This window comes from Paenibacillus sp. FSL W8-0439 (assembly GCF_038008995.1).
GTDB classification, from domain to species: domain Bacteria; phylum Bacillota; class Bacilli; order Paenibacillales; family Paenibacillaceae; genus Paenibacillus; species Paenibacillus polymyxa.
The window spans coordinates 320,995-340,062 of record NZ_JBBPAK010000001.1 but is presented as its reverse complement, the minus strand read 5'-3'; the positions used below and the strand labels follow the sequence as shown (position 1 = coordinate 340,062).

16 protein-coding genes are annotated in these 19,068 nt (G+C 45.4%); 8 read left to right on the top strand and 8 right to left on the bottom strand.

Translation table 11 applies throughout. The features are described 5' to 3' along the window. Nucleotides 1-417: 417 nt before the first annotated feature. The 5 genes from MKX36_RS01435 to MKX36_RS01415 all read left to right on the top strand — a co-directional run bounded on the left by MKX36_RS01435 (nucleotide 418) and on the right by MKX36_RS01415 (nucleotide 5,816). Nucleotides 418-759, top strand: a complete 342-nt coding sequence (locus tag MKX36_RS01435; RefSeq protein WP_016820212.1) for a DUF805 domain-containing protein — start codon at nucleotides 418-420, stop codon at nucleotides 757-759. Between the two features lie 155 nt (nucleotides 760-914). After that, the gene (locus MKX36_RS01430) at nucleotides 915-2,510 is read left to right on the top strand and encodes a spore germination protein (RefSeq protein ID WP_340864088.1); all 1,596 of its coding nucleotides are present in this window, start codon (nucleotides 915-917) and stop codon (nucleotides 2,508-2,510) included. 35 nt (nucleotides 2,511-2,545) lie between these two features. Next, complete coding sequence (locus MKX36_RS01425) at nucleotides 2,546-3,751, top strand: Ger(x)C family spore germination protein (RefSeq protein ID WP_340864087.1); 1,206 nt, start codon at nucleotides 2,546-2,548, stop codon at nucleotides 3,749-3,751. A 302-nt stretch (nucleotides 3,752-4,053) separates the two neighbouring features. Next, complete coding sequence (locus MKX36_RS01420) at nucleotides 4,054-5,175, top strand: GerAB/ArcD/ProY family transporter (RefSeq protein ID WP_025363763.1); 1,122 nt, start codon at nucleotides 4,054-4,056, stop codon at nucleotides 5,173-5,175. Between the two features lie 242 nt (nucleotides 5,176-5,417). After that, a complete protein-coding gene (locus MKX36_RS01415) occupies nucleotides 5,418-5,816 on the top strand; it encodes a hypothetical protein (RefSeq protein ID WP_090890782.1) in 399 nt (132 codons plus the stop codon). A 74-nt stretch (nucleotides 5,817-5,890) separates the two neighbouring features. Here the strand turns inward: MKX36_RS01415 and pyk are convergent, their stop codons facing one another. Beyond that, a complete protein-coding gene (gene pyk, locus MKX36_RS01410) occupies nucleotides 5,891-7,306 on the bottom strand; it encodes a pyruvate kinase (protein WP_019685852.1) in 1,416 nt (471 codons plus the stop codon). Nucleotides 7,307-7,484: 178 nt separating this feature from the next. Between pyk and MKX36_RS01405 the strand changes: the two genes are divergently transcribed. Further along, on the top strand, nucleotides 7,485-8,273 hold the full coding sequence (locus tag MKX36_RS01405) for an AraC family transcriptional regulator (protein ID WP_016820209.1): 789 nt from the start codon (nucleotides 7,485-7,487) through the stop codon (nucleotides 8,271-8,273). A gap of 168 nt (nucleotides 8,274-8,441) precedes the next feature. Here the strand turns inward: MKX36_RS01405 and MKX36_RS01400 are convergent, their stop codons facing one another. The 5 genes from MKX36_RS01400 to MKX36_RS01380 all read right to left on the bottom strand — a co-directional run bounded on the left by MKX36_RS01400 (nucleotide 8,442) and on the right by MKX36_RS01380 (nucleotide 14,845). Continuing rightward, on the bottom strand, nucleotides 8,442-9,860 hold the full coding sequence (locus MKX36_RS01400) for a sucrose-specific PTS transporter subunit IIBC (RefSeq protein ID WP_016820208.1): 1,419 nt from the start codon (nucleotides 9,858-9,860) through the stop codon (nucleotides 8,442-8,444). Nucleotides 9,861-9,927: 67 nt separating this feature from the next. Next, a complete protein-coding gene (locus tag MKX36_RS01395) occupies nucleotides 9,928-11,403 on the bottom strand; it encodes a glycoside hydrolase family 32 protein (RefSeq protein WP_340864086.1) in 1,476 nt (491 codons plus the stop codon). 181 nt (nucleotides 11,404-11,584) lie between these two features. After that, nucleotides 11,585-12,607, bottom strand: coding sequence for a LacI family DNA-binding transcriptional regulator (locus MKX36_RS01390; RefSeq protein WP_090890786.1), 1,023 nt, complete (start codon nucleotides 12,605-12,607; stop codon nucleotides 11,585-11,587). Between the two features lie 167 nt (nucleotides 12,608-12,774). Next, the gene (locus MKX36_RS01385) at nucleotides 12,775-13,617 is read right to left on the bottom strand and encodes an aldo/keto reductase (protein WP_340864085.1); all 843 of its coding nucleotides are present in this window, start codon (nucleotides 13,615-13,617) and stop codon (nucleotides 12,775-12,777) included. Between the two features lie 31 nt (nucleotides 13,618-13,648). After that, complete coding sequence (locus MKX36_RS01380; protein ID WP_340864084.1) at nucleotides 13,649-14,845, bottom strand: MFS transporter; 1,197 nt, start codon at nucleotides 14,843-14,845, stop codon at nucleotides 13,649-13,651. A 140-nt stretch (nucleotides 14,846-14,985) separates the two neighbouring features. On the opposite strand from MKX36_RS01380, the gene MKX36_RS01375 reads away from it, so the two are divergent. Beyond that, nucleotides 14,986-15,351: a winged helix-turn-helix transcriptional regulator gene (locus MKX36_RS01375; RefSeq protein WP_013368959.1), complete on the top strand. Its 366-nt coding sequence runs from the start codon at nucleotides 14,986-14,988 to the stop codon at nucleotides 15,349-15,351. 80 nt (nucleotides 15,352-15,431) lie between these two features. On the opposite strand, the gene adhP is transcribed toward MKX36_RS01375, so the two are convergent. Next, the gene (gene adhP / locus MKX36_RS01370; RefSeq protein ID WP_016820203.1) at nucleotides 15,432-16,448 is read right to left on the bottom strand and encodes an alcohol dehydrogenase AdhP; all 1,017 of its coding nucleotides are present in this window, start codon (nucleotides 16,446-16,448) and stop codon (nucleotides 15,432-15,434) included. Between the two features lie 242 nt (nucleotides 16,449-16,690). Between adhP and MKX36_RS01365 the strand changes: the two genes are divergently transcribed. Beyond that, nucleotides 16,691-17,524, top strand: a complete 834-nt coding sequence (locus MKX36_RS01365; RefSeq protein ID WP_045244955.1) for a carbonic anhydrase — start codon at nucleotides 16,691-16,693, stop codon at nucleotides 17,522-17,524. A gap of 122 nt (nucleotides 17,525-17,646) precedes the next feature. On the opposite strand, the gene MKX36_RS01360 is transcribed toward MKX36_RS01365, so the two are convergent. Further along, nucleotides 17,647-18,933, bottom strand: a complete 1,287-nt coding sequence (locus MKX36_RS01360; protein ID WP_017425665.1) for a Gfo/Idh/MocA family protein — start codon at nucleotides 18,931-18,933, stop codon at nucleotides 17,647-17,649. Nucleotides 18,934-19,068 lie beyond the last annotated feature (135 nt).

Genomic DNA, 19,068 nt, shown 5'->3' with positions numbered 1-19,068 from the left:
TCGTTTTGAACATTCCTGCTAACATAAAACAATAATGAATAAGACGGTCAGGATTATGTTTGTATTAACTTCTCTCACTCTTAAATTAAATGCTGATCATCCCCCTCTCTGAATTAAAGCGCTTTCAAATAATGTGAAAAATAAAACCTCCTTCTGTTAAGAAGGACGATTCAAACCTGGCGGTTAATCGTATCTCTATATTATTCAATGAATATGGAAAATTCAATATGTAATTTTATATTTTTATAAATTATTCGTTTAATTATTAATCTTAATAAATGTGTTGCTTTAATTCCTAGTTTAAAGTTATAATTTGACAAGTAAAATTCTATATGTTACCTGCCGATATATCTAAAAAGAATTGTTTTACGATGAACATAATACAAATATTCACATTTTATGAGGAGGTGAAAATTTATGCAATGGTATTTAAAAGTGCTTCAAAACTATGTAGGATTTCAAGGCAGAGCAAGACGAACAGAATACTGGATGTTTACTCTGTTCAATGCGATAGCTGGTCTGGTATTATACTTGTTGGATTTCCTCTTGGGACTTCCTTTCGTATTGTCATCTATCTATGGTCTGGCTGTTTTGTTACCGTCTCTGGGAGTTCTTTTCCGCAGACTACACGACACCGGCAAAACCGGGTGGTGGATTCTGATCGCATTGGTTCCTTTTGGGAGCATTGTGCTGCTTGTATTCACATGCCTAGACAGTCAGCCTGGCGACAATAAGTATGGGAAAAATCCTAAATTGTAATTTGATGTAGTTGGTCTAAAACCTCTTTCACTTTTGTGAAGGAGGTTTTTTTTATACCCGCTTTTCCCCTATCGAAATTCCAGCTATAAGTTTACCAAGAGACTCCAGCGTCCATACTGGATTAAAAAGTATCCTCAAAGAGAGGAAGAACGTGCATGCGTTTTCGGAAAAGAACCCCCCTTAACAAATTTAGAAAGGCACCCGTTCAGCAAAGCGAGAGTAAGTCTGAACATTCCGCAGAACAGCTCAGTGCAAATATCGGAACCAATCTTCAGCAGATCAGACAAGCGCTCGGCAACAGCACCGACATCGTCATCAGAGAAATTCGAATCGGCAAGGACGGTGACCAGACCATTGCGATCCTCTATACCGACGGTTTGGTGGACCAAAATATAGTCTCCGACTTCATTATGGAATCAATGATGCTGGACAGCAGCTTGTCCAAGGACGTGGAATGCCGGATTCAAGCCTCCTCTAATGTCATGCAAATGTTGAAAGATTACGCCCTTACTATCGGCAGCATTCGGGATATTACTGACTTTGAAGCCTTGTATAACGCGCTGTTGTCGGGGGATGCAATCATTTTGATTGAGGGTGAGACGCAGGCAATATCGGCCAGCGCACGTGGATGGAAGGATCGGGGGGTCACCGAGCCTGCCTCAGAAAATGTCGTCCGTGGGCCTCGGGAAGGATTTTCTGAGACATTGCGTACGAACACAGCCTTGATTCGACGTAAAATTAAAGATCCGAATCTATGGCTGGAGACCAAACAAATCGGTCGTGTAACCCAGACCGATGTCGCTGTCATGTATATAAAGGGGATTGTGAACCCTAAATTGGTTGAGGAAGTACATGAACGATTGAATCGCATTGATGTAGACGGCATTCTCGAAAGCGGATATATCGAGGAATTAATCCAAGACAAAACCTTCACCCCCTTTCCGACAGTATACAATTCAGAACGCCCAGACGTGATCGCCGCCGAACTGTTGGAGGGAAAAATTGCGATCCTAGTGGATGGTACCCCTTTTGTGCTTGTCGTGCCTGCATTATTTGTTTCCTTCTTGCATGCGGCGGAGGACTATTATCAGCGTGCAGACATTAGCAGCTTCATCCGTGTCCTTCGTTATACCGGAGTTTTTATTTCCCTGCTCGGTCCGTCCTTATATGTTGCCATCACTACGTTTCATCAGGAAATGCTGCCGACCTCACTGCTAATCGGTCTAGCGGCACAGCGCGAAGCGGTCCCCTTCCCTGCCTTTATTGAAGCACTCATGATGGAACTGACATTTGAAATATTGCGGGAAGCTGGCGTTCGCATGCCCAAGTACATCGGGGCAGCCGTCTCTATCGTCGGCACACTCGTCATTGGACAAGCTGCTGTCGAGGCGGGCATCATATCTGCGGCAATGGTTATTGTTGTATCGATTACTGCTATTTCCAGCTTTGTTCTTCCTGCCTACAATATGTCTATCGCTTTTCGCATGCTGCGGTTTCCCTTAATGGGGCTTGCCGCTTCCTTTGGGCTGTTCGGAATTATCGTCGGAGGCATTGCCCTGATCCTGCATATGTGCAGCCTTCGTTCATTCGGCGTTCCCTATATGACTCCTTTTGCACCTCTCATACCGGCAGACACCAAAGATACCATCTTTCGATTCCCTCACTGGATGATGATGTCACGTCCCCGGTTAGTCGATCAGAAAAATGTCAAACGTCGAAACAGCACTCCGCCCCGCAAATCACGGGAATAGAAAAAAGAGAAACCGTCAGAAAGGAGTGGATCATCATGAAGCGGAAGAAGGCGTTTCTCTTCCTGATTCTTGCACTCGTCTTACTTCTGACAGGCTGTTGGAATCGTAGAGAGTTGAATGAGCTTGCCATCGCCGTCGGTATGGGAATCGATAAGCAAGGAGACCAATTCCGGGTCTCTATCCAAGTGGTGGACCCTGGCAAAGCATCGGCTAAAAAAGGAGCAGGAGGTGGGGCTCCAGCCACCTTGTATACAGAGGAGGCGGACACCATATTTGAAGCGATCCGGAAAATAACAACAATTAGCCCCCGGAGAATGTATTTTTCTCACCTGCGCATATGTGTTATCGGTGAGTCGTTAGCTGCCGAAGGGATGGCAAAATCTTTAGATTTACTCTCCAGATATCATCAGTTCCGCACTGATTTTTATATTGTAGTGTCCAAGGACGTTAGTGCGGAGGATACGTTGAAAATTATGACGCCTTTAAATCCGATTCCCGCCAATGACCTTTTTTCTTCCCTAGAAACATCACAGAAAAACTGGTCGCCTACTACGACGGTAACCTTGGATGAATTGATTGCAGCTATGACTAGTGAAGGAAAGCAGCCTGTGTTGACAGGACTTCGGATCATTGGCAATAAAGAAATGGGAGAAACCAGCGACAATGTGCAAAAGATCGCTCCGTTCAGTCGTTTACAGTATTCAGGACTTGCTGTATTCAGAAAAGATCGACTAATCGGATGGTTAGATGAAACTGAAAGTAGGGGCTATAATTTTATCCTTGGCAAAGTGCAAAGCTCTGTCGGCTACGTTGCTTGCCCCAGAGGCGGCAAAGTCGTCTCCGAAATCATTCGCACCCAAACCACTGTAAAAGGAAGCACCTATAGGGGAGAGCCCCAGATTCATATTAAAATGCAGGTTGAGGCCAACGTGGGAGAAGTCGAGTGTACTGACCTCGATTTGACCAAGGTAGGAACGATTTATGACATTGAAAAGCAAGAAGAAGAAAAAATAGAAAATATTATGAAGTCGGCCGTTAGAAAGGCCCAACAATCATACAAAACGGACATATTCGGATTCGGTGAAGCCATTCACCGCGCTGCTCCGAAGACTTGGAACAGACTGAAGCAAAACTGGGATGAGGAATACTTTACAGAATTACCCGTAACGATCAAAGTCGATTTCAAGATTCGGCGCTTGGGCACCATCGGTAGCTCCTTTATGAATGATATGAAAGAGTAATTCCTCACTCTACAAAAGAAGGTGTTTTCCAAATTGCTATCTCAAATCGTAAAAATCATCGGCATATTCCTCGTCGCTGCTGTAATTAGCTTAATTGAAGTCCCCGACATGTGGAAAAAAGGATTTAAAAAAGAGCTTTGGTTATTTTTCATCCTACTCTTTTTTGCGGTCGGAATTAGTTGTGCCAAGGTATTACACTGGCTCATTCCCACCCCCCTGGATTGGATAACAGCCATATATAGACCATTCAGCAATTTCCTGATCCATATGGGCCTAATAAAATAAGAGGAGGTGAAAAACGGGTGCCCGCACAAATCAAAATCTCAGCACGACAAATCATGATCATATCTGCTTTATTTACGGTCGGAAGTGCAATCCTCATCGTCCCTTCAGGGATGGCACTTGTAGCCAAACAAGATGCGTGGATTGCCGCGCTCGTGGGGGTCGGGGCTGGGCTTCTTATCTTGTATATGTACAGCAAGCTTGCGGCGCTTTATCCAGAGATGACCCTGGTTGAGATGATGGAAACCCTACTCGGAAAATGGTTAGGCAAAACCGTAGGTTTTCTATTTTTCACCCTACTATTCATTAATGCTCCTGTACCGGTGTTATTTTATTTAGGGAATTTTATGACTACTCAAATGATACCGGAAACGCCGATTCTAGCGGTAAATATTCTTTTTGCACTTATCATAGTATTCGCTGCTCGGCTGGGTCTCGAAGTCCTGGCTCGTTCGGCCGAACTGTTGTTTCCTTTATTTACTCTGCTGTATATTTCTTTTGTAGGTTTAGTGGTATCCAACATTAAGCTGGAAAATGTCCAACCTGTATTGGAGGCAGGAGTAGGGCCGATTTGGCCTGCTGCCCTGTCCTTTTTTAGCACAGTATTTATACCTCATATTATTTTGCTCATGATCTTCCCTTCTTCTATAAATCGCTCCGATCAAACCCGTAAAGCTTTTTTCATAGGAAGCCTGATTGGCGGATTGATGCTGGTCGTGGTGGTTGCATTGACAATTTTGGTATTTGGTCCTGACTTAACGGCAAGAAATATATATCCTAGCTATGCGTTAGCCAAAAAAATTAGCATTGGCAACTTTCTACAGCGCATCGAAGCCATCATGGCTACAATGTGGTTTATTTCACTTTTTTTTAGAATCACACTGTATATGCACACCACAGTGACAGCAATAGCCCAAATCTTTTGTCTGAAAAGCGATCGGCAACTGGTGCTTCCTCTCGGGATGTTATTAGTCATCCTGTCCATCATCGTGTATCCTAATGTCCCTTACCAACAAACCTATGATACAAAGACGTGGATTCCCTATTCTCTATCCATTGGGTTGTTTTTCCCCTTACTGCTGCTCTGTATTCATGGGATACGAACAATCTGGTCAAAGAAAAAAACAGCATCCAAAGGGTAAATCACACTCATTTTTCGTTATCTGCGAATTTTTTTAGCGCTACCTGTTTACAATCTCCTCTTTTAGTTTATTTTAAACGAGTATTAAGCTGGCGCTAAGATTGGGCGTGTATGATGTATTTAAGAATCTGGTAACTACATAAGCCGGATGGGCTAAAGGCATAAACATCACTCCCGTTGGATATCCATATACCGTTCCACCCCGTCAGAAATTTAATGAAACACAAAAGGAGATTTACACTTATGAATCGAAAACGAATGTTGGTCATCTGCACACTGTTGCTGGCGTTATCTATTGGGCAGTCATCTACTTGGGGAAGTCGGGCTAATGCTGCTGCACTGGCTCCAGAGAGAGCCCTGCATGTACAGGACAATGAAGCTTCCAAGGATGATGATCTGTTGAAAGCACTGGGTATATCCTCGGATGAGCAATTATATGATGCGTTATATAATGGTCAAACCTTGGCTGATATTGCACAAACCCATAATCAGGATGCTCAGGCTATCGTTGATCTACAGGTAGCTCAGTTGACGGAGCAGTTGGATCAACGACTGGCCAATAAGAGCATTACCCCAGAGCAATACCAAGCCCATAAGGCAGAACTGACACAAGTCGTTGCCAAAAGTGTATTCGGGCTGTAAGCCTAGACACGACCAAACATCAAAAAGGCGCTGAACCCTTAGAGGATCAGCGCCTTTTCTGTATTTGATATAACTTACGCCTGATATACCCGAATCAGATTGGTCGTGCCTGCCTCAGCGACAGGGACGCCTGCTGACAGGACTACAGTATCTCCTTTATGGATATATCCTGCATTCAGCGCGTTACGGATGGAAGATTCGAACATTTCATCCGTTGTGGCTACCTTATCCCCTTTAATCGGGAATACACCGGACAACAGGCAAATTTTAGCGAATACCGTGTTATTCGGAGTAACCGCAATGATCGGCGCCTTCGGACGATATTTGGACACCATACGAGCCGTGAATCCACTGGCAGTCGAGGTAATAATCGCTTTGGCATCCAGCTCCAGAGACGAACTCACCGCACCCTGACTAATGACTTCAGTAATGTTGGTGCTTTGGCGTGCTCTGCGCTTATCGAACTGCTCCTGGTAATCCAATTGTGATTCTGCACTGGCAGCTACCGCAGCCATGGTCCGTACGGATTCAACAGGGTATTTACCTGCAGCAGATTCGCCCGACAGCATCACTACGTCAGCTCCCTGCATAACGGCATTGAACACGTCACTAACTTCAGCTCTTGTCGGACGCGGGTTCACCTGCATGGACTCCAGCATGTGAGTAGCAACGATAACGGGCTTGCCGACCAGATTACACTTGTCGATCATTTCTTTTTGCATCACAGGCACGTCTTGAATCGGCACTTCCACGCCCAGGTCGCCACGAGCTACCATAATACCGTCCGAAGCTTCGATGATATCATCCAGGTTTTCCATACCTTCGGCATTTTCAATTTTGGAATAAATCTGTACATGCTCGGCATGATGTCCCTTCAAAATCTCACGGATTTCACGGATGTCGTCGCCTTTACGCACAAAAGAAGCCGCAATAAGCTCGATACGCTGCTCCACCCCAAATTGAATGTGCTTCACGTCGCGCTCTGTTACGCCTGGAAGAGTTGTATGAATCCCTGGCAGATTAACACCTTTTCTCGGCTTCAAAATACCGCCGCTTACGATATTACAAATCATCTCGGTACCTTCGATGGAGGTTACAGTCAGATCAACCAAACCGTCGTCGATGAGAATGCGGTCACCTGGTTTGATATCCTTCGGCATATCTGGGTAATTCACCGAAATACGATGCTCGTCCCCCAAAATCTCTTCCGTGGTCAGAATGAGCTGGCTGCCTGGCTTCAACAGAACAGATGCCTCTTTCAGCTTGCCAATCCGTATTTCCGGTCCTTTAATATCCATCATGACAGGGATACAGGTATTCATTTCCTTCGCTGCCTGTCTCACATTTTCAATACGTTTAACATGATCCTCCAGCTCCCCATGAGCCATGTTCAAGCGAGCTACAGTCATACCAGCCTGGATCATTTCTTTTAACAAATCAATGGAGTCGCAGGCAGGTCCCATAGTACAAATAATTTTCGTTTTAAGCATAGTAATGTCATCCTCCTGAATGTCTTTACTGTATAACTTCTTCTCCACTTTGCTTCTCTATCTACATTAAACTTATATAGTCCTATTCTACCTGTACCCGTTCACCAAGACTATGAACTATAGTATGATGGATGTATTACAGTATGATGAATGTTGAAGACATTGGAGAGTGAGTTTTGTGATTACATTGACGGGTATACGGCAGGACAATGGCGTAGACTGGTATGAAAAGGCTGGTGCAAATACCGACAACGATGACTTGCTATTCATTTTGGTCACCTTTGGCAAATGTGTATATTGGGTGAACGATAGCAAGATCATTCTGGGCAAGGGTGAAGCACTGCTTTTACCCGCTCATCTGAATTACTATGGCAAGAGCATTCCTACGCTTTTCCATACCAAGTATGTGATACATTGCCGCAAAACATGTACGAACAGCACACTTCCCATACTGAATACAGACCAGCCGTTATGGATCAAGCCCGGATGCTACGATTTGCTGCATGAACGGATCAAATCGATGTATTATCAATGGACTGAACACCCAAGCTACTACGCCCTGATGGCTGACTGTCTGCTGACCGAAGCCATGATTTATATGAACCAGGAATGGGACAAAGGTACCGTTCCTCGCGATAAAGAACGGCATGTAGAACATATGAAACAGTACATTCAGAATCACTACAGGGAAAAGGTAACCAAAGAAGAGCTTGGTGATGCCATTCGCAAAACCCCCAATTATGCCGCGACACTGCTGCGTGAGGTTACAGGCCAAACGATCAGCGAGCATGTACATACGCAACGTATTAAAACCGCTATCTACATGTTGACGGAGTCGCGGCTAACGATTCGTGAAATTTCGGAGTATGTGGGCTATAGTGATGTGTCCTATTTTCATCGGATCTTCAAACGCTTAACAGGCTGTTCCCCGTCCGAGTTTCTGGATGAACGTTCCTCCATCGTCTAATCTGATAGCCTGAAGCGGAATTTCATAGATAAAAAAATGGCCGCTTCACATCGAATGCTGCTCTAGTTATCCTTTTCATTAAGGGACAAGAGCGCTCCGTATAAAAGCGACCATTATATTTATAGTTACACGCATGAATCTGCATGTATTGGTGCTGACTGAATGATATTATTTGGAGGAACCCGCTGTTTTGACTTTGTCCAGCATTTTATCGTTAAAGCCAAACATCCAAGTCAGGACAAAGGATACTGCCATAGCAGCCAAGTTCGCCAAAATATAAAACGGAAGCTGATGGTTCATGTAAAGCAACGTACCTGGAATAACCGTAACCGCCATCCCTGTAGCCGCCAAATGCAAGACCGAAGCAATAAAACCACCAACCGCTCCGCCGATGAGACCCATGACAAAAGGCTTCATATATCTCAGGTTGACCCCGAAGATAGCCGGCTCTGTAATTCCTAGGAAAGCAGAGAACGAAGAAGGAAGCGCCAACGCTTTCAGCTTGCTGTCCTTCGTTTTCAGACCAACTGCCAGACAGGCAGCTCCCTGTGCAGCCATTGCGCAGGTAATAATAGCATTGAAGGCATTTACGCCGTTCTTTTCAAGCAGTTGAATCTCCAGGAAATTAAATATATGATGCACACCTGTAACGACGATAATCTGATGCAAAAAGCCGATGACGATCCCTGCAATACCGAAAGGCAAATCAAGTACAAATATGGTTCCGTGCAGCACCCATTCTTCAAGTGAATGGAAAACTGGACCGATAGCAAACAGTCCCAAAGTGATCATAATCAACAGTGTTAAAAATGGTGTGAGAATCAGATCCAGCGCTTCAGGCACCCGTTTGCGCAGCGCCCGCTCCAGCTTGGCTCCGATCAAGCCCACGAAGAAGGCTGGTAATACCGAGCCTTGATAGCCCACCACAGGAATGAAACCGAACATCGTCAACGGATGGGCTGAGCCGTCCGCAACACTATACGCGTTAGGCAAAGCCGGGTTTACCAGCATCAGACCGAGAACGATACCCAGCACCGGACTGCCGCCGAATACTCTAAAGGCTGACCATGCAACTAACGCAGGCAGAAAGGCAAAAGCCGTATCCGTTAATACCTGTGTATATAATAAAAAGTTAGGTGAAATATCCTGCGGCGTCATGCCGAGCAATGCGAGAATTTGCGGCTGAGTGAGCAAACCGCGCAGTCCCATGAACAACCCCGTAGCGACCAGCACTGGAATAATCGGTACAAACACGTCGCCAAAGGTGCGGATAGACCGCTGGAAGACGTTGCCCTCCTTTTTCGCCTGACTCTTCACCTCTTCTTTAGATGAACCCGTCACGCCAAGCTTTTCAACCTCATCAAAAATCCGATTTACCGTTCCTGTACCAAAAATAATTTGATATTGACCTGAATTGAAGAAAGCCCCCTTAACCTTGTCGATCTCCTCAACCTTTTTCTGATCAATTTTCTCTTTATCATGCACCATAATGCGCAGGCGCGTTGCACAGTGAGCAAACGAAGCGATATTTTCCTTTCCACCGATCGCCTCGATCACTTCTTTAGCTATCTCTCTGTTTTCCGCCATGATGTTCATCCCCTCGTTCATTCCGTTATGTTTGATGATTAACGATCCACTTGATGAATTAGCCTACTCATGTAAAATTCCATTTTACCGCTTGGAAGAGAGCCTCTCCCTTGTCGGCAAAAAAGCGTATTTCGTCACTCTCTGGGTGCGGAAAAATACGACTGGTGAACACTTCTTCCCCATCATTGACGAAAATCTCAACTGAAGATGTATCTACAAACAGATGAAGTTTAATATGATCCTTGTCCCATGCACACTGCCGTACTTCACCGTACGAAGTGGCTACAGGCTCACCCGATTGCGTACGATCCAATACAAGTTTACGGCTAATGGCATCATATTTAATCACCGTTTTCTCCGTCTCACCTGCACGGAATTCAATACCGAATGCCTTGGCATCCAAAAGATCTACTTCGCAGATCATCTCATAGGCAGTACCCTTAAATCCTTCGTAGGTTTTGCTCTCTGAGGACAACGTGTCAGCTACCCGATCCTCACTATTTCTACGCAGCGTGGTTAATTCGGGGATAGGCCGCTGCAAGAGTTTTCCCTCATGAAGCGTAAGTTCCCTCGGTAATGTCAGACAGTGGGCCCATCCGTTCGGATCTGTCGGATATTCGATATCCGGTAGCCCCATCCAGGCCACCATAATACGACGCCCCTGCGGGTCAATCATCGTCTGTGGTGCATAGAAGTCGAAGCCCCGATCAAGCTCGTGGAATGCGCCGTGCTCCAGTGTTCTTGTCTCTGTATCCAGCAGTTTGCCGATGACGTAGCCCGATTGATAAATATTGTGGTTTTCATCCCCTGAAGACTCCAAGCCCTGTGGAGAAAAGACCAACACACCCGCTCCATTCAGTTCAAAATAATCCGGGCATTCCCACATGTATCCAAACGATTCCAGCCCCGTGCTCAGTTCTCCCTCGAACTGCCAAGTGTGAAGATCCGTTGAACGATAAAGGACAACGCAGCCTGTTGAATCTGTTCTTTGTGCACCAATCACACAGTAGAAACTATCGCCGTCCTTCCACAGCTTGGGATCACGAAAATGGTCTGTATAACCTTCTGGCACATGGCCAATAACAGGATGCTCCCACTTGGTAATGTGACCGCTCTCATCCATAACAGCCATGCATTGATAAGGATGTCTGATCCAGTTTTCGTCACGTGTATTTCCTGTATACATCATGTATAATTTGCCCTCATGCTCCAGCGCGCTGCCGGAATAAGCCCCATGCGAGTCGAAGTAGTCTCCAGGTGTGATGCCAATGCCTGCACTATGCCATGTGACCAAATCTTTGGATTTCAAATGATACCAATATTTCATTCCGTGATCGGTTCCTAGTGGGAACCACTGATAAAATAAGTGGTATTCGCCTTGATAATATGAAAATCCATTCGGATCATTGAGCAAGCCTGTCGGTGGTTGGATATGAAACGACTGCCGCCACGGACATTGCTCCACCTTTTTCTGCAAGCTTGCTATTTCACCGGGCTCAGCCTGCTCGATTAATCGATACTTTTGTTCTTTTGTCATTTTCATAGGTGTACCTCATTTTTTTAAAACTTAGATTTTTGGGAACCGGTTCCAATGTAATGAAAAAAATTAAACGGAACCGGTTCCTATACAATGAAAAAAATATACTCATCCATGGATTTGCAACCGATTCCAATTGTGCAAGAGTGCAATGGAACCGGTTTCGAAGAAATTATAATCCACCTGCTCAGCGTTTGTCAACGCTTTCTCTTTCAATAAGGGTATAATCCATGACCGTCACTTGCTCTACCGTTTTATGTTCTACCAGCCGTACAATGTTTTGGGCTGCTACACGTCCAGCCTCCATATACGGGTATTGAACAGTTGTTAGCGCAGGGTGAATGACCTCCGTAATATCGTATCCCCCAAAGCCAGTGACCGACAAATCCGACGGAATGGTAATTCCTCTGGAATAAGCCGCGTTGATTACCCCAAGCGCGATATTATCCGTAGCACACACCATCAACGATGGCTTGAATTGGTCTAAGATGGCGGATGCGGCAATCCGTGCATCGGACATTTTAAACCCGGTTTCATAGTACCTGATATCATATCCTGCGACTCGCATCGTCTCGTCCGTATAACACGTAGCAGGTAACGCATCGCGAACAGCCTGCCTAAAGCCCTCTTTGCGTTGCACACCGACAGCAACGTCCCTTTCAGTAACACCGACATAGGCAATTTCACGGTGGCCCTGTGACAGGACATATGCACCGATATCATATCCGGCACGATAATCATCATGGATAAGGCTATGGATCTGCTCATGTTGTTGGCCTACCAGCAATACCGGAATACTGATGTCTCGTATCGCGGTCAGGTGGTCGTCTGTAATTTGAGCAGCCAGCAGAATGATGCCTGAAATTTTTTGTCGTGCAAACTCATAGATCGCTTCGATTTCACGCTTTACATCCTGACTCGTATTAGAGATCAGCATCTGGTAATGCTGGGAACGCAGTTCCTCATCAATTCCCATTAACGTATGGGATGTCGCAAAGGAATCCAGCCGTGGCACGACGGTTCCGATAATGTTGGTTCGTTTTGCCTTCAAACTTTGGGCAAAGGTATTGGGCACATACCCCGTGGCCTTAACCACCTTTTCAATTTTACGCTTAGTGTCCAGGCTGACAGATCCGCCGTTCAAAAAACGGGATACGGTGCTCTTGGATACACCAGCCATTTGGGCTATATCTGCAATTGTCTTATTCATGAGGTCCCCCGGAGATTTTCATTTTCATAAGCGTCCAAAACTTCTCATTTCATATAATTCTATAATACCATATGGCAGGATTGGATTGCTGTAGCTTCAGTTTCACTATGCACAAAAAGCCGTCCCTTCCATGAAGAAGGAAACGGCGTTTTATGATGGACTGGATTTTAAAAATCAAAGTTGTCCGGATCTGGACCTACCCGAAGATTGGCATTTAACGCCTGAATCTGATCCATATCCTCACGCGTCAATTCAAAGTCAAAAATATCGGCATTTTCGACGATTCGATGCGCCTTGGTGGACTTGGGAATAGTGACGACTCCCTGCTGTACATCCCAGCGTAAAATCACTTGAGCCACCGATTTACCGTACTTGTTCGCTATGTCTTGCAGTACCGGATGATCGAGCAATTGGCCTTGCATGAGCGGGGACCAGGCTTCCATTTGAATGTTGTTCTTTTGACAGAATTGCAGCAGCTCGGTTTGGGTTAGCTGCGGGTGAAACTCCACCTGATTGACCATTGGCTTGATTTCTGCATCCTGCATGAGATCTTCCAAATGGTGAATTTGGAAGTTGCTGACTCCGATGGCCTTAATCCGTCCTTCTTTATACAAGGACTCCAAAGCTCTCCAGGCTTCTTTGTATTTGCCTTGAACCGGCCAATGAATCAGATATAGATCCAGATAGTCCAGTCCCAACTTGTTCAGGCTTGCTTCATAAGCTGCTCGTGTCTCTTCATAGCCTAAATCTGCATTCCACACTTTGGACGTGACGAATAGTTCTTCTCTGGACAGATTATTCTCCGAGAGGGCTTCCTGAATAGCCTGTCCTACACTGTTTTCATTCGCATAGATTGCCGCTGTATCTATACTGCGGTAGCCATGCTTTACAGCAGCCTTCACAGCATTGACCAGCTCTGAACCTTCTTCTACTTTAAATACCCCGATGCCAAACCAAGGCATGCGAACTCCGTTGTGCAATGTTGTTGTGCTTTGTAGGTTTTGTGTCATTTTGTATCTTCCTCTCTATTTTTTAAAAGTTTTAGCCTACCAAGGCGGTTGTATCCCTTTTTTCGAGCATACGACTCCATGCTGTCAGTAGAACCGCTACAAAAACCATTACCCCACCGACCCAAGTCGTATGCATAAGCCCCAGTGAATCTGTCACAATTCCTCCCACATATGCTCCGATTGCGATTCCTGCATTAAAAGCCGCAATATTAACAGCAGAGGCGACATCGACCGCTTTGGGTGCAAAACGTTCGGCTAACATAACTACATACACCTGTAGACCAGGCACATTCATAAACGCAAGCAATCCCATAAAAAAAATCGTCACCAGACCTGCCGTTTGAAATGGCACGGTAAACCACAGCAGAAACAGGATCACAGCTTGAATCAGAAACATGTAAAACAAAGCTGAAAGCGGTCTGCGGTTCGCAGCTTTTCCACCGATGACATTCCCGATAGCAATGGCGATTCCATACAATAAGAGAATGAACGTTACCGTATTTTCTCCAAAACCGGTTATGTCATGAAGTAATGGAGATAAATAAGTAAACACGACGAATGTGCCCCCATATCCCAAGGCAGTAATGATAAATGCAAGTAGCAAGCGACCATTCGTAACCAGTTTGACCTGCTCGCTGAAAGGAGTCTTATTCCCCTTTCGGAGCGTAGAGGGCAGCAGAATCAGATTGGCAATGAGGGCCACAACACCGACGACCACAATAGCCATAAATGCAGCCCGCCAACCCCATTGCTGCCCAACGTAGGTGCCCAATGGTACCCCTGTCACGGTGGCAACGGTCAAGCCGGAGAACATAATCGAAATAGCACTCGCCCGCCGATCATCGGGAACAAGGTCGGCCGCGATGGTGGACCCGATGGACATGAACACTCCATGGGAGAATGCCGAGATGACACGTGCAATCAGCAGCAGGGTGATTCCGCTAGAGACCGCAGCAAGGCTGTTGCCTGCTATAAACACAATCATGATCCACAGCAGTAGCATTTTACGAGGAACACTCGATGTTAACGAGGTCAACACAGGTGCCCCAATGGTAACCCCTAATGCATACAGCGTTACAGTTAGTGCGGACATTGTTACGGATATGTGCAAGTCTTCAGCGATCAGGGGAAGCAATCCTACGCTGATGAACTCAGTGGTCCCAATGGCAAAGGCACTTACGGCTAAAGCCAGTAATGGCCAGATACTTGGTTTGGATTCTGGCGACATGTTTTTCACTCCTATCTATAGTAATCTTCGACCAGCAGATGTTATTATGAGTTATTCAATCAATTATGAACAGTACGTACTTTTTAGTGATATAGGTACCAAAAAGTACCCTAGAGGCGACATACACGGAGGGATCGGCATTGGGAAAGAAAAAATACAATATCTCTGTTGAGGCGACATTAGAGGTGATCGGGGGAAAATGGAAGTGTGTGATTCTGTGTCATTTGACCCATGGAAAGATGCGAACAAGTGAATTAAAGCGCATGATGCCTTCCATAACACAAAAAATGCTGACTCAACAGCTTCGTGAATTAGAGGAAGACGGCATTGTCAATCGGATTAGCTATAATCAGGTTCCACCCAAAGTGGAGTACGAGCTTAGTGAATATGGATGTAGTTTGAAAAGCATTTTGGATTCACTTTGTGCCTGGGGAGAAAGACATATTATTAAAGAATACGGGGATAAATCTGCGGTTTTGGAGGATAACATTCTGAATAAGCTGTAAAGCAAAAAAAAGCGTCTGCACTAGATCAGCAGGCGCTTTCTCTCTCTTACAATTCCAAGAGTTACGAATTGGACATCATTTTATTTGGTAAAATCAATGACCATACGTCCTTGGATTTTGCCATGCTCCATCTCTTCGAAGATCTCATTGATGTCTTCAAGCGGACGTTTTTGTACAAGAGGAACAACTTTACCTTCTGCAGCAAACTGGAACGCTTCTTTAAGGTCTTCACGAGTACCGACCAAAGAACCGATTACTTGAATGCCGTCCAGAACCAGACGCGGAATGTCCAGATCCATTTTATCGGTTGGAAGACCTACAGCTACGACACGCGCGCCAGCCTTCACAACGTCAATAGCTTGGTTGAAAGGTGTTTTGGCAACAGCAGTAACCACGGTTGCATCCAGACCAGCACCGTTCGTTAATTCCTTAGCTCGGGCGACTGGATCTTCTTTCATGCTGTTAACAATATAGTCAGCACCAATTTTTTTGGCCAGTTCGAGTTTTTCATCACTGATGTCAAACGCTACAACTTTAGCATTGAATACATTTTTGGCGTATTGCACAGCCAGGTTACCCAAGCCGCCGATACCAAAGATACCGATCCATTGTCCTGGTCTGATATCGCTTACTTTAACTGCTTTATATGTTGTAACCCCTGCGCAAGTTACACTACTTGCAGCGGCAGGATCAAGATTATCAGGTACTTTGACCGCATAGTCAGCTGTGACAATACATTGTTCTGCCATTGCACCATCTACCGTGTATCCGGCATTTTTAACTTCACGACACAAAGTTTCCCGTCCGGTTAAACAATATTCGCAGTGACCGCAGCTTTCGAACATCCAGGCAATACTTACGCGATCGCCAATTTTAAGACTGGTCACTCCTTCACCTAATTCAATGACTTTCCCAATACCTTCATGTCCCAGAACTCTGCCTGTGACATCACCGAAATCTGCATTTTTTACGTGTAAATCTGTGTGGCAAACCCCACAATATTCAACTTGGACTAACGCTTCCCCATGTTTCAGGGAGCGCAAAGGTTTCTCTTCTACACTAACTTTCTTGTCTTTTGTAACAATTGCTGCTTTCATGTAGATCTCTCCTTTGAGTGGATATGGAATTATTTTGTAATGCACACCCCACTATTATAGTTACTTCCCCCAAAGAGGACAAACAAATATTTCACCACTCCATTATTCTCTCTACATCCCGGTAATAATAAGCAACCATTTCTACCTTTTTCCTAAGTCCTTGTACCCTTGCAGGAACTTTGTACAATAATTTACAATGTAAAAAGTTTCACATACTCTATTTGGAAGAAGGATAAAGAAACATGAAAAAACATTGGAGAGGTTGCTTGTTCAGCATATTTTCCATAATCTTGGCACTGTCGGTAACAGGATGTACATCACCCACCACTTCTAGTACTACTCGCGCATCATCGTCATCAGCTAACAGCGCTCATGCAGTTGTTCAGAAAAGCCCGCACTGGTCCTACGAAGGGGATGAAGGACCGGAGCATTGGGGGGAGCTGGAAAAGGATTTTGTCGCTTGTGGTAACGGTCAGGAACAATCTCCCATCAACATAGAGCATTCCCATCTGGAAGCTTCGCATACGCAGCAGCCGTTGCAGGTTCATTATTCAACCACTAAAGTATCCATACTAAATAATGGACATACCGTCCAAGTCAATGCGGCTAGTCCCAGCAATAATATTGTCGTGGACGGCACTACATTCACCTTAAAGCAGTTCCATTTTCATCATCCAAGTGAACACCAAATAGACGGTAAAAATGCTGAAATGGAGCTTCATTTTGTTCATCAAAGCGACAACGGAAGCACAGCTGTCTTAGGGGTTCTTATACAAAGTGGCAAAGAAAACAAGGCCTTCAACCGCATCTGGTCCAAACTGCCAAAGGGTATCTCTCAAGAAGCGAACTTGGAGGGAGAAATAAATCTTGCCTCACTGCTGCCAAAAGACCTGCACTCCGTTCGCTACAACGGATCACTGACTACCCCGCCATGTACAGAACATGTGAATTGGACGGTATTGGAACAGCCTATTGAAATGTCCGCAGACCAAATCAATCAGTTTGCTGCCATTTTTCCCGATAACCATCGTCCTGTACAACAGCTGGGAACCCGTGAGCTGAAGACCGATAAATAATAAAATATAGTGCCCTAAGACATAAAGATATAAGGTGCATTTTAAATACAAACAGAAGCCTCCTCTGTTCACCTGATTAGAGGAGGCTTCTTGTTATTAAAGTTGCTGTCTACTTACCATCGTTATAATCGCACCAGTTGCTCCACCTTCACCGGCAGACCTGTGCGCATAGAGCGGTTGGCAGCGATGCCTGTTAAAATGGACCATGCGCCATCAATATGGGAGGCCGCACGATGAAACCGATCCTCTGCCGGCTTATCGAAAATATCCCGCAGCATGACCGGATCTCCTCCGCCATGTCCCCCCACGCCTTCCTCTACTTCGACCTCGTAAGGTGCTGCAAAGTGAGGATAGATCGTGATGGTTTTCTCTTTTAGCGCCCCCTCATCTGCCTTGCTGCCACCGGAATTAACATAGGATTGCTCGGACACCCGAACTTCCATCCGTCCCTTGGTGCCGTTAAATACGATGATAAAGCCCTCCCAAGGCATATAAGCGTTCAGTGAATAGTTCATTACCGTTTTATTCTGATACTTCACCATGACACTGAGCGTATCCTCAATACTGATATTGTCGCCAAATACGCTTTGGTCCCGCACATATCCATCCTCATGCTCCGCATCCAGATACATACTTTTTAGATGCTCGTTACGATCCAGGTGTAAGGCAAAAGGGTCATTCTCCGCCGCCTTGCTGCCGTAAGCCCGTTGATAGAACTCCGTCACGCCACGCTGCTCCGCATTCTCCCGGCCATAAAATTTCAAATCACCCAGCGCATACACCGTCTCCGGCTTCGAGCCAAGCCAGAAGTTCATCAGATCAAAATGATGGGTTGATTTGTGCACCAACAGACCGCCGCTATTGCGCTTGTCCCGGTGCCAGCGGCGGAAATAATCCGCGCCATGCTGGGTATTCAGCAGCCATTCAAAATTGACTGATAAGATGTCACCCAGTGTCCCGTCCATGATAACCTCACGGATTTTCGTATTATGCGGGGCATAGCGATAGTTAAAGGTGACGCGCAGTTTCCGTCCCGTGCGTTCTATAGCATCCAGAATGTCTTGGCATTTGTCCTCGTCAACTGTCATCGGCTTCTCGGAAATGACATCACAGCCCAGCTCCATCGCCCGGATAATATACCGATGATGCACCCGGTCAATGGTAGTGACGATGACGATATCGGGCTTCACCTCCGCGATCATCCGATCAAATTCGTGAGCTTTATAGGTTGGAATCAGCTGGTGCTCGTATTTCTCTTGCAACAGCCGATTGGCATAGTCCATTCTCGTCTGGTTGACGTCACAGAACGCGACTAGCTCTGATGTATCTTTGAAAACGGTAACAACTTCACCGTAAAAAAATTCAGCTCTTCCTCCGGTGCCCACAAGTGCATATTTGATTTTAGCCAATAGGTTCACACCCTTTACATGAATTACTTCTATTTTATAGTATAAGAAAGAGCGAAATCTTCGCTTTTATTGTGAATCGGTCCAAAAAGTATGCATATATTATCCTCATGAATATTTTCATAAAGGAGCACGTCG

What these genes read in the sequence shown, in the direction of transcription:
- MKX36_RS01365 (WP_045244955.1), top strand. Translation starts at nt 16,691, where the DNA reads ATGAAAAAACATTGGAGAGGTTGCTTGTTCAGCATATTTTCCATAATC.
- pyk (WP_019685852.1), bottom strand. Translation starts at nt 7,306, where the DNA reads ATGCTTAAAACGAAAATTATTTGTACTATGGGACCTGCCTGCGACTCC.
- MKX36_RS01385 (WP_340864085.1), bottom strand. Translation starts at nt 13,617, where the DNA reads ATGACACAAAACCTACAAAGCACAACAACATTGCACAACGGAGTTCGC.
- adhP (WP_016820203.1), bottom strand. Translation starts at nt 16,448, where the DNA reads ATGAAAGCAGCAATTGTTACAAAAGACAAGAAAGTTAGTGTAGAAGAG.
- MKX36_RS01435 (WP_016820212.1), top strand. Translation starts at nt 418, where the DNA reads ATGCAATGGTATTTAAAAGTGCTTCAAAACTATGTAGGATTTCAAGGC.
- MKX36_RS01425 (WP_340864087.1), top strand. Translation starts at nt 2,546, where the DNA reads ATGAAGCGGAAGAAGGCGTTTCTCTTCCTGATTCTTGCACTCGTCTTA.
- MKX36_RS01395 (WP_340864086.1), bottom strand. Translation starts at nt 11,403, where the DNA reads ATGAAAATGACAAAAGAACAAAAGTATCGATTAATCGAGCAGGCTGAG.
- MKX36_RS01400 (WP_016820208.1), bottom strand. Translation starts at nt 9,860, where the DNA reads ATGGCGGAAAACAGAGAGATAGCTAAAGAAGTGATCGAGGCGATCGGT.
- MKX36_RS01430 (WP_340864088.1), top strand. Translation starts at nt 915, where the DNA reads ATGCGTTTTCGGAAAAGAACCCCCCTTAACAAATTTAGAAAGGCACCC.
- MKX36_RS01390 (WP_090890786.1), bottom strand. Translation starts at nt 12,607, where the DNA reads ATGAATAAGACAATTGCAGATATAGCCCAAATGGCTGGTGTATCCAAG.
- MKX36_RS01415 (WP_090890782.1), top strand. Translation starts at nt 5,418, where the DNA reads ATGAATCGAAAACGAATGTTGGTCATCTGCACACTGTTGCTGGCGTTA.
- MKX36_RS01380 (WP_340864084.1), bottom strand. Translation starts at nt 14,845, where the DNA reads ATGTCGCCAGAATCCAAACCAAGTATCTGGCCATTACTGGCTTTAGCC.